General features: G+C 71.7%; 27 protein-coding genes. 12 read left to right on the top strand and 15 right to left on the bottom strand.

Annotated features, from left to right (window positions below):
* Positions 1–156: 156 nt before the first annotated feature.
* The 4 genes from AB0959_RS13025 to AB0959_RS13010 form a co-directional block, all read right to left on the bottom strand.
* Positions 157–696: a DinB family protein gene (locus AB0959_RS13025; protein WP_366826429.1), complete on the bottom strand. Its 540-nt coding sequence runs from the start codon at positions 694–696 to the stop codon at positions 157–159.
* A 61-nt stretch (positions 697–757) separates the two neighbouring features.
* Complete coding sequence (locus tag AB0959_RS13020; RefSeq protein WP_366826428.1) at positions 758–1,297, bottom strand: GNAT family N-acetyltransferase; 540 nt, start codon at positions 1,295–1,297, stop codon at positions 758–760.
* Complete coding sequence (locus tag AB0959_RS13015) at positions 1,297–1,560, bottom strand: DUF397 domain-containing protein (RefSeq protein ID WP_366826427.1); 264 nt, start codon at positions 1,558–1,560, stop codon at positions 1,297–1,299. Before AB0959_RS13015 ends, AB0959_RS13020 begins: the two co-directional genes overlap by 1 nt.
* The gene (locus AB0959_RS13010; RefSeq protein ID WP_366826426.1) at positions 1,544–2,383 is read right to left on the bottom strand and encodes a helix-turn-helix transcriptional regulator; all 840 of its coding nucleotides are present in this window, start codon (positions 2,381–2,383) and stop codon (positions 1,544–1,546) included. The genes AB0959_RS13015 and AB0959_RS13010 overlap by 17 nt, the downstream gene beginning before the upstream one ends.
* Positions 2,384–2,496: 113 nt before the next feature.
* Here AB0959_RS13010 and AB0959_RS13005 point away from each other — a divergent pair, with 113 nt between their 5' ends.
* Genes AB0959_RS13005 through AB0959_RS12995 form a run of 3 tightly spaced genes read left to right on the top strand, consistent with a single transcriptional unit; the run spans position 2,497 to position 3,852 of the window.
* Positions 2,497–2,904, top strand: a complete 408-nt coding sequence (locus AB0959_RS13005; RefSeq protein WP_366826425.1) for a hypothetical protein — start codon at positions 2,497–2,499, stop codon at positions 2,902–2,904.
* A gap of 41 nt (positions 2,905–2,945) precedes the next feature.
* On the top strand, positions 2,946–3,386 hold the full coding sequence (locus AB0959_RS13000) for a metalloregulator ArsR/SmtB family transcription factor (protein ID WP_366826424.1): 441 nt from the start codon (positions 2,946–2,948) through the stop codon (positions 3,384–3,386).
* Positions 3,355–3,852 carry an SRPBCC domain-containing protein gene (locus AB0959_RS12995; protein WP_366826423.1) on the top strand — a complete coding sequence of 166 codons (498 nt, stop codon included), beginning with the start codon at positions 3,355–3,357 and terminating at the stop codon, positions 3,850–3,852. Before AB0959_RS13000 ends, AB0959_RS12995 begins: the two co-directional genes overlap by 32 nt.
* Before the next feature lie 84 nt (positions 3,853–3,936).
* Here AB0959_RS12995 and AB0959_RS12990 read toward each other — a convergent pair whose 3' ends face one another.
* Together AB0959_RS12990 and AB0959_RS12985 are read right to left on the bottom strand one after the other, a co-directional pair.
* Positions 3,937–6,492 (bottom strand): discoidin domain-containing protein, encoded by a 2,556-nt coding sequence (locus tag AB0959_RS12990; RefSeq protein WP_366826422.1) that lies wholly within the window; start codon positions 6,490–6,492, stop codon positions 3,937–3,939.
* A 158-nt stretch (positions 6,493–6,650) separates the two neighbouring features.
* Positions 6,651–7,229, bottom strand: coding sequence for a hypothetical protein (locus AB0959_RS12985; RefSeq protein WP_366826455.1), 579 nt, complete (start codon positions 7,227–7,229; stop codon positions 6,651–6,653).
* 159 nt (positions 7,230–7,388) lie between these two features.
* Between AB0959_RS12985 and AB0959_RS12980 the strand changes: the two genes are divergently transcribed.
* Positions 7,389–8,120: a hypothetical protein gene (locus AB0959_RS12980; protein WP_366826421.1), complete on the top strand. Its 732-nt coding sequence runs from the start codon at positions 7,389–7,391 to the stop codon at positions 8,118–8,120.
* A 30-nt stretch (positions 8,121–8,150) separates the two neighbouring features.
* On the opposite strand, the gene murQ is transcribed toward AB0959_RS12980, so the two are convergent.
* A complete protein-coding gene (gene murQ / locus AB0959_RS12975) occupies positions 8,151–9,101 on the bottom strand; it encodes an N-acetylmuramic acid 6-phosphate etherase (RefSeq protein WP_366826420.1) in 951 nt (316 codons plus the stop codon).
* A gap of 201 nt (positions 9,102–9,302) precedes the next feature.
* Positions 9,303–10,226 carry a MurR/RpiR family transcriptional regulator gene (locus AB0959_RS12970; RefSeq protein WP_366826419.1) on the bottom strand — a complete coding sequence of 308 codons (924 nt, stop codon included), beginning with the start codon at positions 10,224–10,226 and terminating at the stop codon, positions 9,303–9,305.
* A 60-nt stretch (positions 10,227–10,286) separates the two neighbouring features.
* On the opposite strand from AB0959_RS12970, the gene AB0959_RS12965 reads away from it, so the two are divergent.
* Positions 10,287–10,730 (top strand): hypothetical protein, encoded by a 444-nt coding sequence (locus AB0959_RS12965; RefSeq protein ID WP_366826418.1) that lies wholly within the window; start codon positions 10,287–10,289, stop codon positions 10,728–10,730.
* Positions 10,727–10,999 carry a DUF4031 domain-containing protein gene (locus AB0959_RS12960; protein WP_366826417.1) on the top strand — a complete coding sequence of 91 codons (273 nt, stop codon included), beginning with the start codon at positions 10,727–10,729 and terminating at the stop codon, positions 10,997–10,999. The genes AB0959_RS12965 and AB0959_RS12960 overlap by 4 nt, the downstream gene beginning before the upstream one ends.
* A 34-nt stretch (positions 11,000–11,033) precedes the next feature.
* Here AB0959_RS12960 and AB0959_RS12955 read toward each other — a convergent pair whose 3' ends face one another.
* The 3 genes from AB0959_RS12955 to AB0959_RS12945 form a co-directional block, all read right to left on the bottom strand.
* A complete protein-coding gene (locus AB0959_RS12955) occupies positions 11,034–12,143 on the bottom strand; it encodes a GNAT family N-acetyltransferase (RefSeq protein WP_366826416.1) in 1,110 nt (369 codons plus the stop codon).
* Positions 12,144–12,163: 20 nt separating this feature from the next.
* On the bottom strand, positions 12,164–13,411 hold the full coding sequence (locus AB0959_RS12950) for a Cmx/CmrA family chloramphenicol efflux MFS transporter (protein ID WP_366826454.1): 1,248 nt from the start codon (positions 13,409–13,411) through the stop codon (positions 12,164–12,166).
* Between the two features lie 87 nt (positions 13,412–13,498).
* Positions 13,499–14,218 (bottom strand): hypothetical protein, encoded by a 720-nt coding sequence (locus tag AB0959_RS12945; RefSeq protein ID WP_366826415.1) that lies wholly within the window; start codon positions 14,216–14,218, stop codon positions 13,499–13,501.
* 68 nt (positions 14,219–14,286) lie between these two features.
* Between AB0959_RS12945 and AB0959_RS12940 the strand changes: the two genes are divergently transcribed.
* The 3 genes from AB0959_RS12940 (at position 14,287) to AB0959_RS12930 (ending at position 16,151) form a co-directional block, all read left to right on the top strand.
* Positions 14,287–14,964, top strand: coding sequence for a maleylpyruvate isomerase family mycothiol-dependent enzyme (locus AB0959_RS12940; RefSeq protein ID WP_366826414.1), 678 nt, complete (start codon positions 14,287–14,289; stop codon positions 14,962–14,964).
* Between the two features lie 68 nt (positions 14,965–15,032).
* On the top strand, positions 15,033–15,722 hold the full coding sequence (locus AB0959_RS12935) for a copper homeostasis protein CutC (RefSeq protein WP_366826413.1): 690 nt from the start codon (positions 15,033–15,035) through the stop codon (positions 15,720–15,722).
* Positions 15,723–15,758: 36 nt separating this feature from the next.
* On the top strand, positions 15,759–16,151 hold the full coding sequence (locus AB0959_RS12930) for a signal peptidase I (RefSeq protein WP_366826453.1): 393 nt from the start codon (positions 15,759–15,761) through the stop codon (positions 16,149–16,151).
* A gap of 82 nt (positions 16,152–16,233) precedes the next feature.
* Here AB0959_RS12930 and AB0959_RS12925 read toward each other — a convergent pair whose 3' ends face one another.
* Positions 16,234–18,345, bottom strand: coding sequence for an ATP-binding domain-containing protein (locus AB0959_RS12925; protein ID WP_366826412.1), 2,112 nt, complete (start codon positions 18,343–18,345; stop codon positions 16,234–16,236).
* 425 nt (positions 18,346–18,770) lie between these two features.
* Here AB0959_RS12925 and AB0959_RS12920 point away from each other — a divergent pair, with 425 nt between their 5' ends.
* Complete coding sequence (locus AB0959_RS12920; protein ID WP_366826411.1) at positions 18,771–18,962, top strand: hypothetical protein; 192 nt, start codon at positions 18,771–18,773, stop codon at positions 18,960–18,962.
* Positions 18,963–19,032: 70 nt separating this feature from the next.
* On the opposite strand, the gene AB0959_RS12915 is transcribed toward AB0959_RS12920, so the two are convergent.
* Positions 19,033–20,676 carry a DNA repair helicase XPB gene (locus tag AB0959_RS12915; RefSeq protein WP_366826410.1) on the bottom strand — a complete coding sequence of 548 codons (1,644 nt, stop codon included), beginning with the start codon at positions 20,674–20,676 and terminating at the stop codon, positions 19,033–19,035.
* Between the two features lie 264 nt (positions 20,677–20,940).
* Between AB0959_RS12915 and istB the strand changes: the two genes are divergently transcribed.
* Entirely contained in the window at positions 20,941–22,170 is a 1,230-nt protein-coding gene (istB, locus tag AB0959_RS12910; RefSeq protein ID WP_366826409.1) for an IS21-like element helper ATPase IstB, read from the top strand.
* Here the strand turns inward: istB and AB0959_RS12905 are convergent.
* Complete coding sequence (locus AB0959_RS12905) at positions 22,148–22,366, bottom strand: hypothetical protein (protein WP_366826408.1); 219 nt, start codon at positions 22,364–22,366, stop codon at positions 22,148–22,150. The two genes, istB and AB0959_RS12905, sit on opposite strands and share 23 nt — an antisense overlap.
* A 168-nt stretch (positions 22,367–22,534) precedes the next feature.
* Positions 22,535–25,204: a helicase-associated domain-containing protein gene (locus AB0959_RS12900; RefSeq protein WP_366826407.1), complete on the bottom strand. Its 2,670-nt coding sequence runs from the start codon at positions 25,202–25,204 to the stop codon at positions 22,535–22,537.
* 228 nt (positions 25,205–25,432) lie between these two features.
* Between AB0959_RS12900 and AB0959_RS12895 the strand changes: the two genes are divergently transcribed.
* Positions 25,433–26,500: a hypothetical protein gene (locus AB0959_RS12895; protein WP_366826406.1), complete on the top strand. Its 1,068-nt coding sequence runs from the start codon at positions 25,433–25,435 to the stop codon at positions 26,498–26,500.
* Positions 26,501–26,515 lie beyond the last annotated feature (15 nt).

The following is a 26,515-nucleotide window of genomic DNA, read 5'->3' as shown; positions in this document are numbered from 1 at the left end:
ATGCTGTGGGCGAATGCTCCGCCGAAGGGGCGCCGAGTGGCTCGTGAGTCCCACCGACACGCCGCGTGCAGGGAGTGTCGGTGGGACTGAGAAGCCAATCGGCCTCAGGCCGCGGATTCGCCAACAGCGTCCTTCCTCGACGCGGCCCTCGGTGGGTCAGCCCATGCTCTTGGAGCCGTCCAGGGCCTCCCGGATGATGTCGGCGTGGCCCGAGTGCTGGGCGGTCTCGGCGACGATGTGCAGCAGCACCCGGCGGGCCGACCACCGTGCGTCGGCCTGGAACCACGGGGCCTTGGGCAGCGGGTGGGAGGCGTTCAGGTCGGGCAGGGAGGCGACCAGTTCGTCGGTTCCGCGGGCCACCTCGTCGTACGCGGCCAGCACACCGGCCAGCGTCTCGCCGGGCAGCATCTTGAACTCGTCGGCCCTGCGGGCCCAGTCGGCCTCGGTCATGGCGGTGAAGTCGGGCATCGCCGACGGGCCCTTCCGGATGAAGTCCGCCCAGCCGCGTTCCACCGACGTGACGTGCTTGATCAGGCCGCCGAGACAGAGCTCGCTGACGGTGGTTCGCCGACCGACCTGCTCGTCGGTGAGGTCGCGGGTGGTGAACCGCAGGAAGTGCCGCTGCTTGCCCAGCGCCTCCAGCAGGTCGGTGCGCTCGTCGATGTGCTGGCCGGTGGTGGTCAGGGTGTCGTTCATGGCGTGGGCCCTCCGTGGTTTCCCGTTCGGTCGGTAAGGCACACGCTAGGAGGCGTATAGGTCAGATCTTGTCCTCTTGGGTGCCCGGCGGGCCTCCCCAATGACTTTCTTCCTCGGCGGGTCGGAGTTTGTGGACATAGGTCAGGGCGGGGCGCCCATTGAGCCGCGTCTCGCCGGTGACGCTGAACCCGACACGGGCGAGCACGGCGCGCGACGCCGCGTTGTCGAGCGTGGCCTTGGCCCGCAGCCAGGTCAGTCCGTACCTGCCGGCGGCGAGGTCGCACACCGACCGCACGGCCCGGGTGGCGAGCCCGCGCCCCGCGGCCCGCTCCGCGATCCGGTATCCGAGCTCGGCACCGCCGTCCGCCACGTCCACCAGGTTGACGCGCCCCACCACCTCGCCCGCGGCGTCGACCAGCACGTGGAAGTAGCAGTCTCCCGCCTCCTGTTCGGCGAGCAGGGCACGCAGCCGCTCGTCGAACCGGGCGAAGTAGTCGTCACCCCGGTCAGGGATGGACGCGGCGAAGTAGGCGCGGTTGTCCCGCTCGAAGGTGAGCAGCGCGGGGACGTGGTCCGGTCGGAGCAGCTGCAGTTCCGGCACTAGTCCCGCTTGAGCTCGTCGACGAACGCGGACCAGACCTCCGCCCGGAACGCGAGCCTCGGGCCGTGGGGGTTCTTGGAGTCGCGGACGGGGATGTGGGTGGGGTGGCTGGCGGCGACTTCGAGGCAGTCGCCGCCGCTGCCGCCGCTGTACGTCGACTTGCGCCAGCGGGCGACTTCCAGGCAGTTGCCGCCGCTGCCGCCGCTGTAACTGGACTTGAACCAGACGGCCGCGTCCAGGTCGGACTCAGGGATGCTCCTCATGCTCGTAATCCTGGGCCATCGCCTCAAGCCTGGCCAGGGAGTTCTTCGGCGGGAGCGCGGAGGCCATGAGGAGTTCGTAGTTGAACCTGTTGTGCCTGACCGTGGCCGGGTCGTCCTCCAGCCGTCCGGTTCCGACAGCTTCGAAGTAGACCAGCGGGGGCGCGTCCTCGAAGTCCATCAGCTTGATGGCGCCCTCCATCGACGCGTGTGCGCCCGCGTCGAACGGCAGCACCTGCACGATGACCCGGTTCCGGCGGGCCAGGGCGGCGATGTGGCGCAAGGCCTCGGCCATGACACCGGGGCCGCCCGTCACTCGGCGCAACGCGGCTTCGTCAATCACCGCCCACAACAAAGGCTCTGTTGGACCGTCGAGGATGCACGCCCGCTCCATCCGGGCTGCTACCAACTCGTCGATCTTGTCCTCGGGCGCTGTCGGCCGATACGCACGGAAGACGGCTCGTGCGTACGCGGGTGTCTGGAGCAGCCCGGGGATCAGAAGGGGCGCGTACTCTCTGATCGCTGTGGCTTGAGCCTCCGCCTCCACCGCCTCGGCGAAGTGCTCCGGATGTTTCGACTTCGCCGCCGCCCCACAGTTCCGCTGAAAGAAGTCCTCCGTCCCCAACGCTTCGTCCAGCAATCGCGCGTACTCCCGTTGCATCCGTCGCGTACCCGCCTCCAACTGCCCGATGAACGAGCCGCTCACGAACAGTCGCAGCCCCAACTCCTCCTGGCTGAGCCCCGCTTTCTCGCGGGCGTGGCGCAGCTCGGCGCCCAGCAGGGCGCGGGGCGACGACGACGGGTCGAGGTCCTTCGGTCCTGGCATGGCAACTCCCGGTCGGACGGCTGAGGTTGTTGGGGCGCCCTGTCTGGCCAGGTTAGACGCGTTTTCGCCACTCTGTGTGGCGAACCATCAACTCAGCGTGGAGGTGCGTGGGCGTGCGGTCGACCGAAGAAGTGGTGGAGTCGTTGCGGAAGGCCCTCGTCGGCGTGGGCGTCGGGTTGCCGTCGTTGCGCGTGGACCCGGTGACCGCGGCGAGCGAGGCGCCGTTCGCCCTCGTCGATCTGGGGCGCTGCAACGTGCGTACGGCCGAGCGGCTGGCCTCGGTGCTGCGCGGGGAGGAGCCGGTGGTCGGTGCGCACGTGCTGGACCTACGGGACGGACGGGTGGGGGAAGTGATGGGGCACGTGGGCGGGCGGGTGCGGTTGCGGCCGGTCGGAGGTGGGCCCGAGTGGGACTGTCCGCCGGAGTCGGTGGGGGAGGTGCCGGTGGGGGAGGTGCTGCGGGAACGGGTGCGGCACGCCAACCGGGAGGGGCGGATCGAGAGGTCGGGGCGGTTGCCGTGACGTGTTGCCGGAGTGGGACGCGCCCGGTAACGTACAACTCAATGGTTGTACGTCAGCAGTCCACCGAGTCCACCGGGCCCAGTGACCGCGCCGATCGCCTCTTCCAGGCGCTGGCCGACGCGACGCGGCGCGAGATCGTCGCGCTCACCCTGACCGGTGCGTACTCGGTCTCGGACCTCGCCCGGAGGTTCCCGATGAGCTTCGCGGCCGTGCAGAAGCACGTGGCGGTGCTGGAGCGGGCCGGGCTGGTCACCAAGGAGCGGCAGGGCAGGGAACAGCGGGTGCGGGGCAACGCGGACGCGCTGGGTGAGGTGCACCGGTTGCTGGACCAGCTGACGGAGGTGTGGCGCGGGCGCGTCGACCGCATCGGCGCGATCCTCGCCGAGTCCGGCCCTGCTCCCGACCCCGACCCCGACCCAAGTGACCCACAGCACGGCAAGGAGCACGCTCATGACCGTGATCGACGTCCAGAAGAACCCTGAGGCCCTCACCCTGACCGTCACCGCACGGTTCGACGCACCGCCCGAGCAGGTGTGGAAGGTCTGGCAGGACCCGCGCACGCTGGAGCGGTGGTGGGGCCCGCCGACCTACCCGGCGACCGTGGTCGACCATGACCTGGCGCCCGGGGGTGCGGTCACGTACTTCATGACCGGGCCTGAGGGCGACAAGTACCACGGCTGGTGGCGCGTCCGGTCGGTCGACGCCCCGCACGGGCTGGAGTTCGAGGACGGCTTCGCCGACGACTCCGGCCGGCCCGACCCCGGCATGCCCACCACGACCGTGCGCGTACGGCTCACCGCCGAGGGCGGGGCGGCCACGGTGATGACCATCGAGAGCACCTTCTCCAGCACCGAGGACATGGAGAAGCTCGTGTCCATGGGCATGGAGGAGGGCATCTCCGCGGCGCTGGACCAGATCGACTCGATCCTGGCCGACTCCGCGGCCTAGGGTGCGGAGTCGAACGTGCTGGTCACAGCCACTCGTTGAGGGCTGCGACCAGCACGGTCGCCTCGTAGCCGGGCGCGGCGGTTCTCATTCTCCGTAGACGGAGACCTCGTAGAGCCCGCGGGACCAGTCGGCGTCCTTGCCGTGCGCGAGGTCGAACGACTTGTACACGTCGAGCTTGATGTACCGGTAGGAACCGGTCAGCTCGTGGCTCTGGTGGCCGACCCGGTTGTTCTGGGTGTTGTCGACGAGTTCCGTCCAGCGTTGTCCGTCGGTGCTGGCGGAGACGGTGTAGCGGTGGACGTTGTCGGAACCGCCGACCGTCTTGAACGAGAGCCCGATCCAGGCCAGCTTGTGGCGCCCGCCGAGGTCGACCTGCCAGGAGAAGGGGAGTCCCGCGCTCTTGTAGTACTGCTCCGTGTCGTCATAGACACTGACGTCCCAGTCCTTGCCGTCATTGGCCTCGGTGGCGTCGTAGTGCCGGTAGATCCCGGTCTTCTCCTGTTCCGGTGTGGTCTCCCAGTCGCTCTGGCTGTCGGTGGGCCCGCCGACAGCGGCGCGGACCTTGGGAGAGGCGGTCACCGGCTTGTTCAGGGAGAGCAGCTTCCAGTCCGGCTGCTCGACCTTGCCTTTCTTGGTGTCGACGTCGAGTCGCGGGGTGGGTTGGAGCCTCATCAGGCCCTCCCCGCCGTTGCCGCTGTCGTCGATGGTCAGGGGCATGGCCACGTACGTCGACTTCAGCAGGAGGTCCGGGCGCCAGCGGTCGCCGATGTACACGTAACTCGGCTTGCTGTCGGTGCCGATGTTGAGGATCTTGGTGGGCTGGGAGCCGTAGGTGGTGTTGTCGCCCACGAGTTGCAGGGGACTCCACGCCTTCTGGCCGTTGCGGTAGCCGTAGGCGTCCCGCGGCTCGCCGAAGCCCGCGTCCAGGTCCTCGGTACGCCCGTACTGGGCCTGGTTGGGGTACCAGCCGGACTGGTAGGACGTCATGAGGTACATGTATTTCCCGTTTTTGCCGCCGTGGCGGACGAGGGCGGGAGCCTCGCGGTGCTCGCCGACGTACATGTCGTACTCCTTGTCGGGCACCACGTCCGTGAAGGAGTCGTTCAGCTTCCACACCCGCATGTAGATGTGGTCCTGCGCGGTGACGAGGTAGGCCTCGCCGGTCTTCTCGTCCTGGTGGACGGTGAAGTCACGTGAGCCGTACCCGATGTTGTCGCCCTTGCGCGCGGGGGCCGGCTCCTGACCGTCCATGGTGTAGTACGTCTCCGCACCGTAGGAGGGGGAGAAGATCCGCAGCTCCTTGTAGCCGAAGGTGCCGTAGGAGCCGGGGACGCGGTTGACGACCGGTGCGAACACCGGCACGTCCGAGGCGTTCTCGGCCACCTGGTACGTCACCGACGTCACCTCACTGGCCTTGCCGTCCTTCTCGGTGATCGCCTTGACGACGGTCTGCTTGCCGGGGGCGCCGGCCAGGGATATCCGCATCCCGTCGCGGTATCTGCGGCGCTGGGTGTTGTCCGGCGCGGCCGGGTCGGACCCGTCCGTCGTGAAGTACGAGATCCCGTCGGCGGTCGCACTGGTGATGAACGCGACGTCCTGGCTGTTGACCAGCACCACCGACGGATCGGACGACTCCTTCAGCGTGGGAGACACCACCGGTGCCACCAGCTGATCGTGGGAGGTCCCCGGATCACCGATCGTGTACCGGGCCGTCATCGTGTCGGACGCCGTCGCCGTCGGGTACCGCACGATGTAGCCGCTCGTGGAGACGTTGTAGTCCTTCGCGTAGCGGTCGTACGCCGACGTGTCGAAGCCGGTCATCCGGACCGCCCTCGCCTTCACGGTGGTGTCGTGTGTGATGTCGTTCAGCTGGTACGTCCACGAGTTGCCTGCCTGGCTCGTGCCGTAGTCGTCGTCACCGACGTAGCTCAGCTTCTCGGGGGTGCGGGTGTCCGGGGCCTTGTACTGGAGGATCTTCGCCGGATAGTCGGCCTGCACCGGCTTGTAGGCGTGCTTCTTGTTCGCGGCGTCCTTGGCCGAGGTGTCGAAGTCCTCGACCGGCTGCCCGACGCGGTCGCCCATCGCCTCCGCTTCGGTGTTCCCCGCGCCGGGGCGGAAATGGCCCTTCGAGGTGATCGTGTACGGGCCGTCGATGGTGCTGGAGGTCGCCACGACGACTTCCGAGGCGGAGTAGTCCGCGGCCATCTCCCAGTGACCCCACAGCACGTACTTCTTCGTCTTCTCGTTGTAGAGCAGCTTCGGGCGCTCCACCTTCGCGTGGGTGAGGATCTTGTTGCCCCGGGTGTCCTCGGAGTCCACCGTGAGTATCTGCTTGACCTTCTGCCAGTTCTCCAGGTCCTTGGACCTGTACAGATTCAGCCCGTTGAACCGGGCGTTGCCCTGGGACTTGTCCTCTCCCACCCAGTAGTAGGTGTCTCCTCGCTTGAGGAAGCCTCCTCCGTGGGCCTCGATGGGGTCGCCGTTCGTGTCGTAGTACGTCTGACCGTTCGGGATGGCGTCGTACGGGGAGCGCGAGGTGACGCTTACGGCAGGGGAGGCCCCCGCGGCGGTGGGAAGCAGGCCGGTCAGTAAGGCGGCGGCGGTCACCACCACCGCCGCCGCCCGTCCAGGTCTGGGCATGTCGGAGTCAGATCCCCTCTGTCGTGTGCTCTGCGGGCCGGATCGGGGGGTGCCCGGACGTCATCACGTCCGACTCGTGTTTACGTAAACATGTGTCGTGAGCATGGCACTTTGGGTGGTGCCGGACAAGGGGAAGTGCCGTCCGAACGGACGCGCCGCTAGATGTTCCCCATCGGCTCGATGTCCACCCGCACCGGCTCGCCCCACACCCGCAGCACCTCGTAGTCCGTGAACTCGTGGACCAGGCGGTACGCCATCGCCGGGCGCGGGCCGCGGCGTTGGGCGGCCAGGTACAGCTCGGCCTCGTGGCGGTCGCGGCGTGGGGTGCCGCAGAGCTGCCACGCCTGGCCGTTCCACGCCTCCGGGAGCCAGCGCTGCTGGGGCTGGGGGCGGTCACCGCGTATGCCGTAACGGGACGGGGTGGGCTCCGGGGGAGCCGTGGGGCGAGCTGGTGCGTACGGGGCGTTGTCCTGGTTGCGGCGGGCCGTGCGGCGCCGGGTCTCGCAGAGGAGACAGAGGTCGGGGGCGTCCTTGTCCACCGGGCCGTTCGGGTGCTCGGCGCAGCGTGTCGTGGGCTTCGCGGTCGTGACCGTCTCGTCCAACAGGTCCAGGGCGCGCCGCAGGTCGTCCTTGACCTCGTGCAGCTTGGCGTCGGGGGTGGTGCCCGTCAGGGCTTCGCCGTGCTCGCCGAGGAGGCGCAGGGCCCGGCCCAGGGCGGTCAGTTGTGCGTGGTTCACCATGCTCGTCCCCTCCTCGGGCGGTTGGGCGGTTGGGCGGTCGGGCGGCGTCGTGTTGTCGTGCCGTCGTGATCGAGCATCGCATGCGCCACTGACAGAGAGGGGGTCAGGCGGAACTCGGTGGCCGGTGTTCCCGTGCGCCCGCTACGTTCCCACGTCATGACGACCACCGGATCCCTCGGCCGACGTCCCGCCGTGGAACTGCCCGGCGACCCCGGCATGCTGAACCTGGAGTACCGGCACAACTGCCGTGCGGCCGGGCTCGGCCCGGAGTTCGACACGTCGTACGAGTGGACCGTCTCCGTCACCGAGCTGCACCGGCGCCACAAGTGGGCGGCGCGCTCGGACGTGGTGCCCGGCCCGGAGATCGGGTCGTTCACGTTCGTCCGCTTCTGCGACGACGGCCGTGGGGGCGCGCTGTCCGCCGCCGAGGGCGACGACCTGGAGCTCTACAACACGCTGCTGGCGTTCGTCTCTTGGGACGGCGGCATCGAGGAGGCGTTCCGCGACCTGGTGCGACGGCCCACCCCGGACGTGCTCCTGCTGTTCCGGGCCCGGCTCGACAGGCCCTGGCGCGGATTCGGGCTCGGTCCGGCCCTGGCCGCCGAGGCGATCCGTACGCTCGCGCACGGCTGCGGGGCGGTCCTCGTCGCTCCCCGGATGAAGGAGGATCCGGAGGACGGTACTCCGGTCACCACCGAGTACTGGGAGCACGCGAACGCCAGGATCGCCGCCATGTGGCAGCGCGCCGGTTTCCGGCCCTACGCCGCCGCCCCGTCACTGCTCCTCCTCGACCCGAACGCCGCGGAGTACGACCGGTCGCTGGCCCGGCTGCGCGACGAGCTGACGGATCTGGCGGAGGCGTACAAGGCGGTCCACAGCACCGGATGAGCGGAAGCCCGGTCTCAGGGAGCCTCGGTCTCAGCGGGTGGTGGCCGTGTTGAGCGCCACCCGCAGATGCCCCTCGCTCTCCTCCAGGAGCCGGGCCGCCGTCGGTCCGTCGACCTCGCCGAGGATCGTGAGGATCGCGTTCTTGACCTCCCAGTCCGTCGCCGCGAGGGCCCGCTCGATCTCCTCGTCCGGTGCCCCCGTCGCCAGGGCCACGATGCGGCGGGAACGGGCGCGGAGCTTCTCGTTGGAGGCGCGGACGTCCACCATCAGGTTCCCGTACGTCTTGCCCAGGCGGATCATGGTGATCGTCGACAGCATGTTCAGGACCATCTTCTGCGCCGTGCCCGCCTTCAGCCGCGTCGAACCCGTCAGCAGCTCCGGGCCCACGACGACCTCGATGCCGTGGTCCGCGGCCGCCGCGAGCGGGCTGTTCGCGTTGCAGGACAGACCGATGGTCAGCGCCCCGCGGGCACGGGCGTACTCCACCGCGCCGACGGCGTACGGGGTGCGGCCGGACGCCGAGACGCCCACCACGGTGTCGGCCCCGGTCAGGGCGAGCGCGTCGAGCTCGTCCCGCGCCAGCTCCGCCGAGTCCTCGGCGCCCTCGATCGAGTTGACCACGGCCTCCGGCCCGCCCGCGATCAGGCCGACCACGCGGGACGGGTCCGTGTTGAAGGTCGGCGGGCACTCGGAGGCGTCCAGAACCCCCAGCCGCCCGGCGGTGCCCGCGCCCGCGTAGATCAGCCGTCCACCGCGCCCCATCCGCTCGGCGAGGGCGTCGATGGCGGCGGCGATCCGGGGCAACTGCGCGGCCACGGCACCCGGCACGGTGGCGTCCTCGTCGTTCATGAGCCGCGCGATGTCGAGGGTGGGCAGCCGGTCGATGTCGGCCAGCTCGGGGCGGAACGCCTCGGTGGTCAGGGTCTCCAACTGGGCTTTGAGGTCGGAGTGTTCGGGGGATGCGTGGGCGGGGGAGGCCATGGCGGGGGGCTCTTTCCGTGTGGTGCCATTTGTTCTGTCGGGGTGCTGCGCGCCCCTCAAGGGGCGCGGGGCTGCGTCATCGTGCGGCTCCGCCGCGATGGGGGTCCCCCCGCTCGAGCGAAGCCGAGAGTGGGGGAGCGACCAGCCACAACCAACCCGCAGATCCCCACAACACTCAGTCCTACGGCGCCGTCCTCCGGCTTACCGCTGCGCGCCCCCACTCCGATGCCGATGCGCCAACGCCTCGTACGAAGCCGACAGCGCCGGCGCAGCCCTCTCGTACGTCCGCTGCGCCACCCCGACGAACAGACAGTCCACGACCAGCAGCTGACTCGTCCGGGACGACATCGCCGCCGGCCGCAACTCGCTCTCGCGGGCCGTGGACGTGGTGAGCACATGGTCGGCGTACTGGCTGACGGGGCCGTCGGGGCGCCCGGTGACGGCGATCGTCGTCGCCCCGTGCTCGAACGCGACGCGCAGCGGCTCGATGACATCCCCCGTCGAGCCGGAGTGCGTGATCGCGATCGCCACGTCCTTGGCGGCGAGCTGCACCGCGTTGGTGACGGCGAGGTGGGGGTCGCTGTGCGCGTGGGCTATGAGCCCTATCCGCAGCAGCTTCTGGGTGAGGTCCTGGGCGACGAGCCCGGACGCGCCGACGCCGTACACGTCGACGCGCCGGGCCGCCGCCAGCGCGGTGACCGCAGCGCCGAGCTGGACCGTGTCGAGTCCGGCCGCGGTGTCGGCGAGGGTCTGCTGCTCGTCGTAGGCGAGCTTCGCGACGACGTCCGCGAGGGGGTCGTCGACCGCGATGTCGGCGGTGACGGCCGGGGCCCGGCCCGACTGCTGTTGCGCGGCGAGCCCGGCGAGCGCGAGCCGCAGGTCCCGGTAACCCGGATAGCCGAGCAGTCGGGCGGTACGGACGACCGTCGCCTCGCTGGTGCCGGTGAGCTCGGCCAGTCCGGTGACGGTGAGGGCGGCACAGCCCGCGGGGTCACCGGCGACGGCCTCGGCGACCCGCTGCATGGACCTGGTCATGGACGGGGCGAGGGTGCGCACCTTGGCCGCGAGGGCGGCGGGGGCCGGTGGTGCGCCACCTCCGAAAATTTCCTTCACGTCGTCGCTCACGTTCTGAAAGATATTTTCCGTCCCCGCGTACGGTCAAGAAGAGTGCGCACAATGGGGGGCATGGACCCCAGCAGTAATCCCGGCAGCGACCCGAGCCGTGACGCCGACAGCGATCCCAAAGGCGCCTCCGTCAGCCCCCTGGAGCAGGCGCTGCACGCCGCGCGCGCCCTCGTCCTCGCCGACCTGGTCGCGGGCGAGGTCGCCGAGGCGGACGTCGTGTCGCTGGTCGAGAACGCGGTGGTCGAGCGCCGGTGGTGGGTCGAGCAGTGGCCCGAGGGCGCGGAGTACGTGGCCGGGCTCGTCGCGCAGGACGTCCAGGACGCGCTGCTGGAACGGTACGGCCGCTGGCCCCTGTGCCCGGTGTGCGGCTCCGGCGACCCGCACGCCCTCGACGTCGAGCCCGCGCTGGGCACCGACCCCCACTGGGTGTGTCACAAGGCGGGCGTGAAGGTGGCGGCGGTGGGTTCCCTGGGATCGGCGGCCGGCGGGACGACGTCCTCGTGACGATCTACATCGACCCGCCCACCTGGCCCGGCCACGGCCGCATGTGGTCGCACCTGGTCAGCGACGAGTCGTACGACGAACTCCACGCGTTCGCCCGGAAGCTGGGCGTCCCCGAGCGCGCCTTCGAACGCGACCACTACGACATCCCGTCCCACCACTACGCGGACGCGGTGGCCGCCGGGGCCGTGGAGGTGGGCTCGAAGGAACTGGTGCGCAGGCTCACCGCGGCGGGCCTGCGCCGGCCGAAGGGGCGCGGGAACGCGACGTAGGACGGCCGCGGCGCAGAGCTTCCGCCCGGGCGCCTCAGGACCGCAGCCGCAGTTCGTAGGCGAACAGTTCCCCGTCGTCGCTCACGTCGGCACGCACGCGGTGGCTCACGTCGTCACTCACCCGCGTGAACCCCGCCCGGCCGACGACCCCCTGCGAGGCGGCGTTGTCCTTGTCCACGACCGCGAACAGCGCGCGGACGTCCTCGCGGCCGCGCGCCCAGTCGGCCAGCGCGCGCAGCGCCTCCGTCATGTAGCCGTGGCCGCGGGCCCCCTCGACGAGGTCGTAGCCGATCTCGGTGCGGCCCTCCTCGTCGGGGGCGGAGTGGAAGCCGAGGGCGCCGAGGGCGCGGCCGTCCTGGTGACGGACCAGGGCGTACATGCCCCACTCCGCGCGGAGCGTCCCCGTCTCGTACAGCCTGCAGATCATGCCTGCGCCCTCACGCGTGCCCTCGACCGGGCCGCCCTCGATCCACTCGAAGCCGCCCGTGCCGCCCGCGGCCAGGTCGGCCGCGGCGGCCGGCGTGACGCCGTGCAGGGAGAGCCGTTCGGCGGGGATGACAAGTGGGTTGCTCCACCGCCACTCGGTGACCGGGGCGCGGCCGGGCAGGTCGCCGCGGCCGGTGGCCCACAGGAGGGTGGGCCAGGGCTCGGGGCCCGGCCGGACCTGCGGGAAGAGGCGGCCGAGGATGTCCTGGCAGAGCTCGGCGGGGGGCTCGTACGTCAGGCCGAAGCCCTCGGCGATGTCGTGCGTGTGCAGCAGCACCTCCGTGACGCCCATCGCGGCGAAGCCCTCGCGGTCGGCGAAGCGGAACGGGTACGGGTGGAAGGCGCGCACGTCACGCGGTGTCGTCCGGACGGTCGCCGCGAGCAGGGCGCCCGTCGTCTCGAGCACGTCGAGCACGCCCGCCGTGTCGGTCCCGTCGTCCAGGACCAGGTAGAAGGGTACGTACGCCTCGGTCGCGCGCCCGGCCAGCTGGCCCGCGTACGCGAGGTGGGCCGACGCGACGTGCACGGCCGTCTCGCGGCAATTCCAATCGAGACGGCCGGCCTTGGTGCCCTCCCAGTCGCGGTCCACCACTGTTCGCAGCAGCGGGAGCGCGTGTCCGACGGCTTGCTGTACCTGGTCCCCGCCCATTGGTCGCATGGCGGCGAGGATAGGTGGGATCACGTGTCCGTACGTACCGGATTAACCGCCCGGTCGACCGTCGCGCGATCGGCCGTGCCGTCGGCGCCGGTGACCACGCGCGACGTGGAAGCCCTGGGAGACGTACGGCGGTGCAGGCGCAGCGAGACGGCCGTCGCGGCGATGGCCATGGCCGTGAGGCCCGCGCCCGCCCAGGCCGTGGACGCGAACCCGAACCCGGCGTCGATGACCGCGCCGCCGATCCACGGGCCGCCGCTGTTGCCGAGGTTGAAGGCGGCGGTGGTGGTGGCCCCGGCGAGCGTGGGCGCGGCGGCGGCGACGTTGAACATACGGGCGTTGAGCGCGGGCGCGGTGTAGAAGCAGGAGACGCCGAGGAGGAAGGAGAGGGTGACGGCGAGGACCGCGTACTGGCCGAGGAGCGCCAGCGCGACGAGGAGGACCGTCGAGGCGGCGGTGCCGCTGAGCAGGACGCCGAACAGGTGGGCGTCGGCGATCCGCCCGCCGATCGCGGTCCCGATCAGCGCGCCGATCCCGAAGAGCGCGAGCACGGTCGGCACCCAGCCGTCGTCGAGGCCGGCGACGTCCGTGAGCAGCGGGGCGAGGTAGCTGAACGTGCAGAAGACGCCGCCTGCGGCCAGCGCCACGACGGACACGGAGAGCCAGACCTGCGGATCGCGGTAGATCCGTGCCTCCTGCCCCAGCCGGGGCCGGTCCTCGGGCACGGGGAGCGCCGGGATGAGGAAGACCACTCCGACGAGCGCGATCGCGGTGGCGACGGCGACGGCCCAGAACGCCGACCGCCAGCCGAAGTGCTCCCCGAGGAAGGCGCCGGCCGGGACACCGAGAACATTCGCGATCGACAACCCACCGATCATCACGGCGAGCGCGCGGGCCCGGCTGCTCACCGGCACCATCGCCACGGCCACGGCGGCGCCCACCGCCCAGAACCCCGCGCAGGCCAGGGCGCTCACGATCCTGGAGGCGAACAGAATCGGGTAGTTGGGCGCGAGGGCGCCCGCGATCTGACCGAAGCCGAAGATCGTGATCAGCGTGATGAGGGTTGTACGACGGGGCAGCCGGAGTGTGGCCACGGCGAGCAGCGGCGCCCCGACGACCATCCCGATCGCGAACGCCGAGATCAGCAGTCCCGCCCGGGGGATGCTCACGCCCATGTCCTCCGCGATGGGCGGCAGCAGCCCGGAGAGCATGAACTCGCTGGTGCCGAGGGCGAACACGGAGAGGCCGAGGATGTAGACGGCGAGAGGCATGCGGGCGGGGGCGGTGTCTGAGCGGGTGCGCATGTACGAGGTCAGCCGTGGGGACGGGGACGGGCATTCCCGTCGTGCCGGTCTGTCTCAGAACCTGGCCGTGAGCCGATCGATTTCGGCCCCGAGGTTCCGGCGGGCCGGTGCCTCCCACTCCCGTTGTCCGTACGGCGTCCTGAACAGCCTTGGCAGATCGAGGAGTTGGCGCAGCACGGCCGCCCGGCCCGTGCGGAAGGCGTCGTCGGGGACGAACGAGTACTCCTCGCGAACGGCCCGCGCGTAACGGTCGTACGCCCGCGGGTCCGACGCCAGAATGGCCAGATCCGCGTCGCAGAGGACAGCCCCGTTGGTGTCGTCGTCGGCGGGGTCGTGCGTGAGGGTCAGCCGCACCAGCCGGGCGACCTCGTCCGTCCTCTCCCGCGAGACCCCGGCCTCGGGCAGCGCCCGCTCGGCGAGCCGCGCCGACCGCTCCTCGTTCTCGGACCGGTCCGGCAGGTACACCGCGTCGTGGAACCACGCCGCCAGCCGGACGGCGTCCGGGTCGTCGGCGTAGCCCTCCAAGCACTCCTCCAACTCGTCGACCCGGTCCAGCACGGCCACCAGATGGTCGACCGTGTGATACCGGCGCTGCGGCTCCGACCAGCGCTTCAGCAGGTTGTCCGCGTAGGGGTACGGATCCGGGTGGCGGGCACCCTCGCGGGCCGCGAGCAGGGTGCGCAGCCAGCGGTCGCGGAGGGAGTCGAGCCGGGCGTCGGGGGTGCCGGGGGCGTGAGAGGTGTGGGGGGTGTCAGGGGCGTCGGGGTCGGGCATGGGGTCATTGTGCTCCTGGGCCTCAAAGGTGTTGGCGCGCCCTCCGTCCGGCCGCCTAGCGTGACCCCATGAAACCGGCAGACGCACACGACGCACTGGAACGTGACCCCGAGCTCCCCGGACGACTGCTCGTCACTGAACGGGAAGCCCTGATCCCCCTTCTCCGTGCCCGGGCCGAGGAGGAGTTCGCGCTGCGGACGGCCTGTCCGGGGTGGACGGTGCGGGATGTGGTGGCGCACTGCTCGGCGGTGCTGACGCGGGTGGTGGAAAGGCGGTTCGAGGAGGGCGTGTTCAGCCCCGAGTCGAACGACCGCGACATCGCCGAGCGCGCCGACTGGCCGGTCTCCCGCGTCGTCGACGAACTGGAGAGGGGTATGACCGAAGCGGGCCCCGCCCTCGCGAAAGCAGGGGGCGTGCTGGACGCGGTCGCCCTCGGAGAGTGGATTCACGCGGGCGACGTACGCGAGGCGTTCGGCGTGCCGGGCGCGTACGCCGGTGACGGGCTCCCGTACGCCCTCACCCTTCTGGCCCACCGAGCCCGCGACAAGTCGCCCGTCCCCCTCCACGCCGATCTCGACGACACGGACGAGCCCCTGCTCCTCGGCCCTCCGGCCACCGACGCCCCGCCCGCCCGCTACCTCGGCGACGCCCCGACCCTGATCCGCCTGTACGCGGGACGGCCTCTGGTCGGCACGCGGTACGAACTGGTGGGGGTGGGGGAACGGGAGCTGAACGTTTTCGGATGAGACCCGGGTACTCTGAGATTGGACTAGACCTCTAGTCCCACGGCGAGCGGCTGTCCGAAAGGGGTCCTATGCGTACGCGTGCAGTCCTGGAGGTGATCGCCCTCGGCGTCGAGGACGCGGTCGCCGCTCAGGCCGGAGGGGCCGACCGCCTTGAGGTGGTGGCCGACATGGCCGCGGACGGGCTCACGCCGGACGCGGAGGTGGTGGCCGGGATCCGGGAGACCGTGGAGATTCCCGCCCGGGTGATGGTGCGGCTCGGGGACGGGTTCGCGGCCGGGGACGTCACCGCGCTGGTACGTGCCGCCCGGGAGCTGCGGGCCGCCGGGGCCGAGGAGTTCGTGTTCGGGTTCCTCGGGGAGGACGGCGGCCCGGACCTGGATGCCGTCGAGCGGATCGTGGACGTGCTGGACGGGTGCCCGTGGACCTTCCACCGGGCCGTCGACCGCGCCGCCGACCGTGACGCCCTGCGCAAGCAGCTCGCGGATCTGCCCGGGCTCGACACCTATCTGACCGCGGGGTCCGCCGAGGGCGTCGACGACGGGTCGCCTGTCCTGCTCGCCGAGGCCGCACGGAGAGGAGAGCCCGGGTACACCCAGCAACTCCTCGTGGGCGGCGGCCTGCGGCTGGAGCACGTCCCGGAGTTGCGTGCCGCCGGTGTCGACGCCTTTCATGTCGGGGGTGCCGTCCGGCCGGGCGGCTGGAGCGCGCCCGTCTCCGCCGACGCGGTACGGCGATGGCGTACGGCACTGGATCTCTAGCGGGTGGTGCGAATGTCGGACGACCGGGACGACCCTGTGGACGACGGCGTCTACGTGGGCAACGCGGGCAGGGACGCGGCACTGGACCGCGGATGGCTGCTCGGCCACTTCAAGCCGGTGGGCGATCCCCGGCACAGCGACGCGCTGGAGATCAAGTGGGGCGTCCACCCCCGTGGTGACGAGCGGGCCGAGTGGGTGCGGGGCGAGGAGCGCACGGCGCTGCTGGTCCTGGTCAGCGGTCGCTTCCGCGTCGAGCTTCCGGGCCGCAGCGTTCTGCTGGAACGGCAGGGCGACTACGTCGTGTGGGGCAAGGGCGTGGACCACTCCTGGGTCGCGGAGGAGGAGTCGGTGGTGCTGACCGTGCGCTGGCCGTCCGTTCCCGGATACGCGGTGCCCCAGGAGGACGAGCAGGATGCTTCGTCCGGATGAGCGTGGGGTGAAGCCGGCCGGTTCGTGCTGGTCACAGCCCCCGCGGGGGCGCGTCCCGCGTCCGGCCGGCTTCCCGTACGGCTCAGGCCAGTTGCGGTGGCAGGGGGGCCGCGTGGGTCACGATCAGGCCGGAGACCGCACGGGTGAGCGCCACATACAGGCGGCGCAGGCCGGTGCGTTCGTCGGGTTCGCCGTCGACGACCGCCTGGGGCTCGTCGAGGACCACGTAGTCGTACTCCAGGCCCTTGGCCAGCGAGGCGGGGACCAGGGTGAGGCGGGCCTCGGGGGTCGTCTCCTCGCCGGGGTCGAGGTGGGCGATGCCCGCCGCCGTCAGCGCCTCGGCGAGGGCGGGGATCCTGGCGTCGGCGGCGATGAGGCCGACCGAGCCCTCGTTGCCGAGCAACTCCTCGCAGGCAACCACCACTTCGGTGTCCGACACGATCGCACGGAGCTCGAAGAAGCCCGGGTTCTCGCGGACCGACGCCACGGGGGTCAGCCCGGGCGCGATGTGGGGGAGCAGCCGGGAGGCGTACGTGATGACGTCCGTGGGGACGCGGAAGCCGGCCGTGAGCTCCTCGACGACGGCGTCGCCCTTGCCGAGGTGGGCCAGCGCCTCCTCCCAACTCCGCGTCGCCCAGGGCGTGGTGCCCTGCGCGAGGTCGCCGAGGACGGTCGCGGAACCGGTGGTGCAGCGGCGGCCCACCGCCCGGTACTGCATGGGGGAGAGGTCCTGCGCCTCGTCGAGCACGACGTGGCCGAGCGAGTGGGTGCGCTGGACGAGGTCGGTGGCCTCGTCGATCAGTACGGCGTCGGCCGGTGACCATTTGGCGGACTTCACGCTCCGCGCCGGCCTGGCCCACAGGATCGTCTTCTGTTCGTCGTCGTTGAGGATCCCGTCCGCGTGCGCGGCCAGGAAGTCCGCGTCGGCGAGGAGGCGCAGGACCAGTTTCGCGGGGTCGACGGGCGGCCAGATCGCCTTGACGGCCGCCTTCACCGCGGAGTTGCGGGCCACGGTGTCCTGGACGCGGTCGTCCGGTGCCTCGCCCGAGCGCTCCATCTGGACGAGCACCGCGTGCGCGATCCGCTGCGGCAAGGCCTCGCGCGCGGCTCCGTAGCGGATGTCGCGCTCCAGCAACTCCCGGACGATGTCCTCCAGTTCGTACGCCGGGACGCGCCAGCGACGCGAGCCGCGCACCACGACGACCGGCTCGGTGGGCATCGTGACGTGCGAGCGGACGGCACGGCGCAGCACCTCCGCCATCCGGGCGTCGCCCTTGACGACGGCGGCGGCCGCGTCGTCCGTGCCGCGCACCTCGACGTGCGCCACGAGGTCGTCGACGGTCGCCTGCTTGACCTCCAACTCGCCGAGCGCGGGAAGGACTTGCTCGATGTAGTGGAGGAAGGAGCGGTTCGGCCCGATGACGAGGGTGCCGGTGCGGGCGAGGCGGTCACGGAAGGCGTAGAGGAGGTACGCGACGCGGTGCAGCCCGACGGCCGTCTTCCCGGTGCCGGGGCCGCCCTGCACACAGACCGTGCCGGCCAGCCCGCTGCGTACGATCTCGTCCTGCTCGGGCTGGATCGTCGCCACGATGTCGCGCATCGGGCCGACGCGCGGGCGCTCGATCTCCTGCTGGAGCAGCTTGCTGGTGGTGGCCGCCTCGGAGGGGTCGGAGAGGTGCTCGTCCTCGTACGCGGTGAGGTCGCCGCCCGTGTAGCCGAAGCGGCGGCGCAGGCCGACGTCCATGGGGTCCCGCTTGGACGCCCGGTAGAACGGCTGCGACACGGGCGCGCGCCAGTCGATGACCATGGGGTCACCGACGGCGTCGTGCACATGACGGCGCCCGATGTACAGCGTCTGATAAGCAGCCTCCGGCTGCGGGCTCTCCCCCTCCGCGCCCTCGGCCCGGTCGGCGCCCGGGGTGTGGAGGTAGTCGAGGCGGCCGAAGAACAGGGGTGTGTGGCTGAGGTCCGCGAGGGCTTTGATGCGCTCGTCGATCTGGTGCTGGAGCGCCTCCGCGTTCACCCAGTTCGCGGTGACGTCGCTGATGTCGAGCGACTCCACGTCCTCCCGCATGCTGCGGAGCGCGGCCCGGGACGAGGCTAGGTGGGAACGCTCGCGGGCGAGGGGGTCGGCGGGGTCGGCGGGATCGGTGGGGCCCTGGTCGGCCGTGAGGTCGGCGGGTCGGGTGGACACGGGTTCTGCCTCCGGGCGTGACGGTGCGTCGGCCGGTTGTGCGCGACGCGTGAGGGCGCGCGGGCCGGTCGACTGCCGTGGGACGGCGCGTGCGAATGACGCCTGTGTGGTGGTGACGGTGCCGTCCGGTTCCGGCCGGACGGCGGCACTCCGGAGAGGGAGGCGGGCAAGAGCGGAGATTGTAGGTGAGCCGGAGGGAGGGGCGCGAATGATTTTCCGGCGGCCGGGGCGATCGTGAGGATGCGCGTGGCGTCCCGCGATCTCCCGCGATCTCCCGCGATCTCAGGGATACGGACGCCGTATCCCTAGGGGATCGCCTCCGCCCGGAGGCGTACGGGAGGGCGGACCTGAGAGGTATCGGCGGGCTGCGGAGATTCCGTCCCTGGACCGACGCCGTTCGGGTGGCGCGATTCCATCATGGAGGTATGAGTGCAGCGACCTTCTCCCCGATTCCCTCCCGGCACGGTCCGCCCTCAGGCGCGACCGCCGTCGACGACCGTCATCACCGCCACTGGCTGGGCGACACGCTGCGTGCGATCAAGGTGTTCGCCGGCGCCGCCTTCGAGGTGGTCGTGATGGGTGAGTACACGGACGAGGCGGGCGTGCAGCGCCGGTGAGGCGGTGAAGCGGTGAGACACCGCCGCCTCCGCGAACCGCCCGCCTCCGTGAACCGCCGGCCCGGAGCCCTCAGCTCTCCGCCAGTAGTTCGTCCGCGTCCACGATCCGGTACGCATAGCCCTGCTCGGCCAGGAAGCGCTGGCGGTGGGCCGCGAAGTCCTGGTCGATGGTGTCGCGGGCGACCACCGAGTAGAAGTGGGCCTGGTGGCCGTCCGCCTTCGGACGGAGCACCCGGCCGAGTCGCTGGGCCTCCTCCTGCCGCGACCCGAACGTGCCGGACACCTGGATCGCGACCGTCGCCTCCGGCAGGTCGATCGAGAAGTTCGCGACCTTGGACACCACCAGCACGCTGATCTCGCCCTCACGGAACGCGTCGAACAGCTTCTCGCGCTGGGCGTTCGACGTCTCACCCTTGATCACGGGCGCGTTCAAGTGCTCGCCCAGATCGTCGAGTTGGTCGATGTACTGCCCGATGACGAGGATCTGCTGCCCGGCGAAACGGCGCACCAGCGCCTCCGTCACCTTCCGCTTCGTGTCCGTCGTCGCGCAGAAGCGGTACTTCTCCTCCGTCTCGGCCGTCGCGTACGCGAGCCGCTCGCTGTCGGTGAGGTTGACGCGGACCTCCACGCAGTCGGCCGGCGCGATGTACCCCTGCGCCTCGATCTCCTTCCACGGCGCGTCGAACCGCTTGGGCCCGATCAGGGAGAACACGTCGGACTCGCGCCCGTCCTCCCGGACCAGCGTCGCCGTAAGACCCAGCCGGCGGCGTGCCTGCAGATCGGCCGTGAACTTGAAGACCGGCGCGGGCAGCAGGTGCACCTCGTCGTAGACGATCAGACCCCAGTCACGGGAGTCGAAGAGCTCCAGATGCGGGTAGACGCCCTTCCGCTTCGTCGTCAGCACCTGGTACGTCGCGATGGTGACCGGGCGGATCTCCTTCCGCGTCCCGCTGTACTCGCCGATCTCGTCCTCGGTCAGCGAGGTCCGCTTCACCAGCTCGTGCTTCCACTGCCGGGCGGAGACGGTGTTCGTGACGAGGATGAGGGTCGTCGCCTTGGCCTGGGCCATGGACCCGGCTCCGACCAGGGTCTTTCCCGCGCCACAGGGGAGCACGACCACGCCGGACCCGCCGTGCCAGAAGTTCTCGACCGCCTGCTTCTGGTACGGGCGCAGCGCCCAGCCGTCCTCGGCCAGCTCGATGGGGTGCGCCTCGCCGTCCACGTACCCGGCGAGGTCCTCGGCCGGCCAGCCCAGCTTCAGCAGCACCTGCTTGATCTGCCCGCGCTCGGAGGGGTGCACGGCCACGGTGTCCGGGTCGATACGGGTGCCGACCAGCGGGGCGACCTTCTTCGACCGCAGGATCTCCTCCAGGACCGGGCGGTCGGTGGTGGCGAGGACGAGTCCGTGGGCCGGGTGCTTGCTGAGGGTCAGCCGGCCGTAGCGGTCCATGGTCTCCGCGACGTCCACCAGCAGCGCGTGCGGCACCGGATACCGGCTGTACTGCACCAGCGCGTCCACGACCTGCTCGGCGTCGTGCCCGGCCGCGCGCGCGTTCCACAGGCCGAGCGGGGTCACGCGGTAGGTGTGGATGTGCTCGGGGGCCCGCTCCAGCTCCGCGAACGGCGCGATCGCCCGGCGGCAGTCGTCGGCCTGCTCGTGGTCGACCTCGAGCAGGAGGGTCTTGTCGCTCTGGACGATGAGGGGACCATTCACGCGCGGCTGCCTTTCGGGATGGCCGGTTGGCCTTCTGGGTGGCCTTCGGGACGGCTCTGCTCGGCCAAACGTCCAGTGTGCCCGATCGGAAGGGTCTGCCGACATGGATGCAGGGTGACGTCCGCGTCACGTCGTATTGGATGTCTATCCACTCCAATGAGTGGCGGGAATTCAGATATGCGGCACTTGTCGCGAAGAATGGCGCACCGTGCGGGTCGCAGTCGCACAGGTCACTGCCCGTGCCGTAGCCCTGGAGTGAGCCCCTTGCCCGGTCGCAGCCAGTCCCTCGCGCCCACCACGTCCCCGACGACCGCGACGCTCGGGTACGCCCTGTTCGCGACCCGCTGGCTCCAGGCCCCGCTGTACTTCGGGCTGGTGGCGGCCCAGGGCGTGTACGTCTACAAGTTCTTCAAGGAGCTGTGGAATTTAATCCTCCGCTGCGTGACCGGGCAGGCGACCGAGACGTACGTGATGCTCGCGGTGCTCAAACTCGTCGACGTCGTCATGATCGCGAACCTGCTGATCATGGTGATCGTCGGCGGCTATGAGACCTTCGTGTCGCGCATCGGCCTCCAGGGCCACCGCGACCAGCCCGAATGGCTCTCGCACGTCAACTCCAACGTGCTGAAGGTCAAGCTCGCCACCGCCATCGTGGGCATCTCCTCCGTCCATCTGCTCCAGATGTTCGTGGACGTCCACCACACCTCGCGCCACGCCCTGCTGTGGGGCACGGTGATCCACATGGCCTTCATCGCGTCGGCGGCGATCCTGGCGTACATGTCGGGGCCGATGGCCGCGCACGGCGCGCGGGGCGCTCAGCAGGCGGTGCAGGTGCACCGCGCGGACACTCCCGAGGAGCCCTCGACGAAGGTCTTCGTCCCGGCGCAGGCCACCTCGCGCGACGACGAACCCAGCGCCGAGGACCGGCTGCGCGCCGCCGGGTTCCCCGCCCGGAAGCTGCTGGAGGACTTCGACTCCGAGCACCCCCGCGCCTTCGACCGGGAGGCCGTGGCCCGGCTCGGCAAACTGGACTTCGTCGCCGCCCGTCGCAACGTCGTCCTCGTCGGCCCGCCCGGCACCGGCAAGACGCATCTGGCGGTCGGCCTCGGGATCCGCGCCTGTCAGGCCGGGCACTCGGTGCTGTTCGCGTCCGCCGCCGAATGGGCCGCCCGGCTGGCCGGCGCCCGGGACGCCGGCCGGCTCGCCGAGGAACTCGCCGCGCTGGACGACCACCCCCTGCTGATCGTCGACGAGGTCGGCTACACCCCCTTCGGCGCGGAGACCACCGCGCTCTTCTTCCAACTGGTCGCGCACCGCTACGAGCGGGGCTCGCTGATCGTGACCGGTGACCGTCCGCTCGGCCGCTGGGACGAGATCTTCGGCGGCCCCTCCGCGCTCGCGATGGTGGACCGGCTGGCCCACCACGCCGAGTTCGTGCGGATCGACGGGGACAGCTACCGGATGCGGCGGGCTACCTCAGCGTGGGCAGAGTGAGGTTGTTGATCAGCGGTCCCTCCACGGTGACGCCCTCGGTGACCAGCGACTCGGCGGCCGCGACGGGCAGCGGCAGCGGCGCCTGAGCCGCCACGGCCCCGGGCGCGAGGGCGCCCAGCACGGCGACCGCGGCGGTCGCCGCGGTCGCGGAGGCGAGGATGGCGGCTCGGGTACGGGCGCAGGGCTTGGGGTGCATAGGGGGTGCCTTCCGGTGCTCGGGCTGAAGGTTGCGAGGGCTGGCTGCCCAGCGGCCCGGACCGCGATGCGGGATGCTCCGCAAGGTCAGCCGAGAGAGCGAACCGTGGGGCACGGCGCGCATGAAGTGGCGCCTACGCCCGGACGAGTGAGTGGCCGTCGCGCCGGCCTACAGCGCGTCGTCGGCCAGCTCCGCCACCCCGGTCACCCGGTGCAGCGGGTACGTACGAACCTCGTCGGCCGTGTGGTCGTACGCCGTGACGAAGCCGCCCTCGACGCGGACGGGGGCGATGACGCGCTGGCTGGCGCTGCCCTCGGCGTTGACGTAGCCGATCCACAGGGCCTCGCCGGTGAGGACGGCGGCCTGCATCGTGGCGAGGGTCTCGGCGGAGCTGGTGCGCGGGAGGGAGCCGTTGGGGGCGGGGGACGGCGTCCTGCGGGGAGCCGTGGACGCGAGGTCGCCCGCGCGGATGGCGCGGAGAGCGGCCAGGAGGAGGGTGTCGTCCGGGGGCGGCGGGCCGTCCGGGACGGGCTCCGGGGCCGTGCGCGGCGGGGTGCGGTGGGCGTGCGCGCGGGTGATCAGGACGTCGCCCTCGGCGGACTCGGCGGCCGGGGCGTACCCCAGGGAACGCAGGCCGTCCAGGAGGGTCGCCGGGTCCGTCTGGGCGGCCAGCACGGTCGGGGCCAGGCGGCGCAGGCGCAGGGGCGCGGACCGTTTGTCGGCGAGGATCTCGCCCAGGATCGTGTCGTCGTCGCAGCGTACGTAGGCGGAGGCCGCGCCGACCCGGAGGTGGCCGTGCCTGCGGGCCACGTCGTCGATCAGGTACGCGAGCGGCTGCGGGACCGGGGTGCGGGAGTGGGCCGTCAGGAACGCGTGCAGGTCGGAGGCCGAGCGGCCCGCGTCCAGGGCGCGGCGCACCGAGGCCGGGGTGAAGCGGTAGACGGTCGCCCCGCCCTTGGACTCCACGTCCGCCAGCACGTCGAGCGTGTCGGCCAGCGGGCGCTGCAGCGGGCCGGGCGCCACCGCCGTCAGGTCGGCCTGGAGGAGGACGTGGTCCAGGGGTTCGGGCAGGAGCGGGGCGAGCAGCTCGGCGGCGTGGAGGGCGGCCGCGGCCTGCTCGGCCGTGCCCAGGGACTCCGAGGGAGCCGTCTGGGTGTGCTGGTGGTGTGCCGGGAGCTTGTCGCCGGGCTCCTCCGGCAGGTCGGCGGCGTCGGCCGCGGCAGCCGGGGGCAGACCGAGCAGGGCCCGGCCGTGCGAGGACAGCGCGCCGCGGCCCGTGACGCCCAGCATCTCCGCCTCGGACAGGGCCCAGCGGGCGAGCCGGGAGCGCAGGTCCTGCCGCTCGTCGTCCTGCGTGGCGCGTGGCGCGGCCTGGGCGTGGGCGCCGGGTGGGCTCGGGGTCGCGCCCTGCGGGCCCCGCGGCGGGCGTTCCCAGCGCATGCGGGCGAGGACCGAGTCCGCCGTGGCCGACGTGCCCTCGGGGAGCTCGGCCAGCAGCGCGAGCACCCGGTGGCGGACCTCCGGCGCGGCCGACCGGTCGAGGCCCGGGCCCAGCGCCGACAACGTACGGTCCTTCGCGTCCCGCCCCCCGACCAGTCCCGCCGTACGGGTCGCCGTCAGCCACGCCGTGGCCAGCCGCGTCCAGCGCTCGGTGGTGGGCCGCTCCAGCCACTCGTCGTACGCGGGAGTTGCGGCGTACCGCTCGTCCGCCTCGCCGTCGGACGCCAACAGGCCTGCGGTGTAGGCGAGTTCGACCCAGAAGGCGGCGACCGGCTCGGGCACGTCGAGGGCCACGGCGGTGCGTTTGAGGTCGCGTACGCTCAGGCCGCCGGCCCGCAGCACGGCCGGGCCGCCCTCGTCCCAGTCCTTCAGGAGCTCCTCGACGGTCGCGAGCGCCGTGTACGCCTGGCCGGCCGCCGCGGCGTCCACAGCCTGTGGACGGTGCGTGGCGGCGGCCTCCAGGGGCGGGGCCAGCGGCTGCGTCTCCCGGTGCGCCCGGCCGTCCCGCAGGTGCAGGGCGACCTCGCGGGGCAGGACGACCGTGCCCGGCGCCGTCGGGACGAGCAGTCCGTGGTCCAGCAGCCAGCGCAGATGAGGGGCCGGGTGGGCGGTGACCTGGCCGTAGGGCGGGCCCCAGACCAGGCGGGTGAGCACGTCCAGCGACTCGGCGGGCGCCGTGGTCAGGAGCGCGGCCATGCGGGCGCGGTCGGTGAACAGGGCGGTGAGGGAGGTGACGGCCGAGACCGAGTCGTGGGTGGTGGGGAGGCCCGCGGTGGTGACGATCTCCTGGACGCGGCCCGGTGACATGCCGGAGGTGGCTTCGGCGACGGTCGGGCCGAGGCCGGTGGGGGACGGGTGCTGCGGGGACGGGGCGAGCAGTTCGCGGGCCGTGCGGACCAGGCGGAGACGGTCGTCCGGTCCCCAGACGAGGGCCTGCTCGCGGAGGGTGGCGAGGGCGTGGGGGAGTGCGGTGGTGACCGGTTCGTCCACCGGTTCGCTCACCGGTTCGTTCTCGTCGAGGGTGTCGTCTGAGGTGTCGTCCGAGGCGTCGTCGGGGGTGTCGCCCGCCATCAGGGCGAGCAGCGCCTCGTACGGTGCCGGGTCGGGGGCCACGGCCAGGGCCTCGGCGGTCTGGAGGGCGAAGCGGTCCAGGCGCTCCAGGGCGCGGACGACCGAGGCGCGGGTGCCGGCTCGGGTGGCGAGCTGGGTGAGGTCCGTGGGGACGGGGGTGATGAGGTCGGGGCGCGTGCGGAGGAGTGTGGACAGGGAGTGGTCGTCCCTCGTGCGGAGGGCTTCCGCCAGGGAACGGGGGGTGCGGTCCGGCTCCTCGGTGCTCATCCGTTTCACGGTACCGGGTGTGGTTCGGGTGCCGGTGGTGTGTGGGCGCCGTTACACGGGGCAGGGGTGGCAGCCCCGTGATGTTGTGGGGTACGTGCGGGTCGTTTGTGGCTGGTCGCGCAGTTCCCCGCGCCCCTTGTGGGGGGCTGCGCCCCCCACACCCCCCTGGTGGGGCGCGGTAACGTCTGTCGTGCTCGTCCGTCAACGCACCCGCCCCGGAGGGGACTCGTGGGGATTGAGAGTGATCAGGTCGTCTTCGAGTACCTGAGCCGGGTCGGAGACCTGGCCCAGCAGCGGCAGTTGCCGTCGGCGGCGCGGATGCGGCTCGTGGCGGAGTTGCGGAACGAGATCGACCGGCGGCGGTCGAAGACGACGGTGGACAGTCCGGCCGCGGTGCGCCGCATTCTCGCCCGCATCGGCACCCCGGACGAGGTCGTGACCTCCGCGGGTGGGGCCGGTGGCGGGGCGGAGGTGCCGGAGGAGCCGCGGGCCGCCGTTCCCGTCCAGCGGGAGCGGGAAGTGGAGGAGCGGCCCAAGCGGTTGCGCCGGGTCGTGCCCCGGCCGCGCCCCGCCGATCCCGCACCGCCGCCACCTCAGGACGACGGGCCCGCCCCGCCGCACCTCGCGGGACTCGACGAGCTCGGGGACAGCTCCGTACAGGCCGACTGGTGGCGGGTGGACGGCAACCCCCTGGCCCGGCCTCAGGGCGGTGTGCACGGGAGCAACTTCGACCTCGGCGACAGCGTGCCCGGCTTCGTCGGGGGTGTGGAGATCCCCGAGCTGCTGAAACCTCCTCCGAAGACGGAGAAGCCGAAACCGTCCGATGAGTCCGAGCCCCAGTCCGAGCCCGAGGCCGAGCAGGATGCGCCCAGCCTCGAAAAGGTCGAGGAGAGCGGTGGGGACGGCTCGGGCGTCCGGCGTGGCCGTCGGCGGGTGCTGCCGCGGGTGCGGCCCGGAGGTGGCTGGACCAACCCCCTGCTCCTGCTGGCCGCCGCCCTCCTCGTCGCGGGCGCCGTCGTCGGCAGTCTCCTTCCCCTCGCCCTCGGCTGGCTGATCGCCTATCTGTCCCGCCGTCTCTCCCCCAACGAGTCCAAGTGGGCCGTCCTGGGCGTCCCCGGAACGGTCGGCGCCGCCTGGATCGTCTGGCTGTGGGGCCGTACGGAGGGCAAGTGGCCCGAGCCCATCGCCGAGGGCCACATGAACGACGCGATCAGCGAGACCTGGCCCTGGGCCCTGCGTGCCGCGGCCGTCGCCTCCGCTCTCTACCTGCTCTGGCGTTCCCAGCGGTCGCGGTAACGGTCGCGGTAGGGC

Origin of the sequence: Streptomyces sp. NPDC046862, assembly GCF_040704615.1 — a bacterium.
Classification (GTDB): domain Bacteria; phylum Actinomycetota; class Actinomycetes; order Streptomycetales; family Streptomycetaceae; genus Streptomyces.
The sequence above is the reverse complement of the archived record's forward strand: the minus strand, read 5'-3'. Positions and strand labels throughout refer to the sequence as shown.

Bases quoted from the DNA above. Each gene is read 5' to 3' on its own strand.
- AB0959_RS13025 (WP_366826429.1), bottom strand. From the start codon at position 696: ATGAACGACACCCTGACCACCACCGGCCAGCACATCGACGAGCGCACC.
- AB0959_RS13015 (WP_366826427.1), bottom strand. From the start codon at position 1,560: ATGAGGAGCATCCCTGAGTCCGACCTGGACGCGGCCGTCTGGTTCAAG.
- AB0959_RS13010 (WP_366826426.1), bottom strand. From the start codon at position 2,383: ATGCCAGGACCGAAGGACCTCGACCCGTCGTCGTCGCCCCGCGCCCTG.
- AB0959_RS13000 (WP_366826424.1), top strand. From the start codon at position 2,946: ATGGTTGTACGTCAGCAGTCCACCGAGTCCACCGGGCCCAGTGACCGC.
- AB0959_RS12995 (WP_366826423.1), top strand. From the start codon at position 3,355: ATGACCGTGATCGACGTCCAGAAGAACCCTGAGGCCCTCACCCTGACC.
- AB0959_RS12990 (WP_366826422.1), bottom strand. From the start codon at position 6,492: ATGCCCAGACCTGGACGGGCGGCGGCGGTGGTGGTGACCGCCGCCGCC.
- AB0959_RS12980 (WP_366826421.1), top strand. From the start codon at position 7,389: ATGACGACCACCGGATCCCTCGGCCGACGTCCCGCCGTGGAACTGCCC.
- murQ (WP_366826420.1), bottom strand. From the start codon at position 9,101: ATGGCCTCCCCCGCCCACGCATCCCCCGAACACTCCGACCTCAAAGCC.
- AB0959_RS12965 (WP_366826418.1), top strand. From the start codon at position 10,287: ATGGACCCCAGCAGTAATCCCGGCAGCGACCCGAGCCGTGACGCCGAC.
- AB0959_RS12955 (WP_366826416.1), bottom strand. From the start codon at position 12,143: ATGCGACCAATGGGCGGGGACCAGGTACAGCAAGCCGTCGGACACGCG.
- AB0959_RS12950 (WP_366826454.1), bottom strand. From the start codon at position 13,411: ATGCCTCTCGCCGTCTACATCCTCGGCCTCTCCGTGTTCGCCCTCGGC.
- AB0959_RS12945 (WP_366826415.1), bottom strand. From the start codon at position 14,218: ATGCCCGACCCCGACGCCCCTGACACCCCCCACACCTCTCACGCCCCC.
- AB0959_RS12940 (WP_366826414.1), top strand. From the start codon at position 14,287: ATGAAACCGGCAGACGCACACGACGCACTGGAACGTGACCCCGAGCTC.
- AB0959_RS12935 (WP_366826413.1), top strand. From the start codon at position 15,033: ATGCGTACGCGTGCAGTCCTGGAGGTGATCGCCCTCGGCGTCGAGGAC.
- AB0959_RS12920 (WP_366826411.1), top strand. From the start codon at position 18,771: ATGAGTGCAGCGACCTTCTCCCCGATTCCCTCCCGGCACGGTCCGCCC.
- AB0959_RS12905 (WP_366826408.1), bottom strand. From the start codon at position 22,366: ATGCACCCCAAGCCCTGCGCCCGTACCCGAGCCGCCATCCTCGCCTCC.
- AB0959_RS12900 (WP_366826407.1), bottom strand. From the start codon at position 25,204: ATGAGCACCGAGGAGCCGGACCGCACCCCCCGTTCCCTGGCGGAAGCC.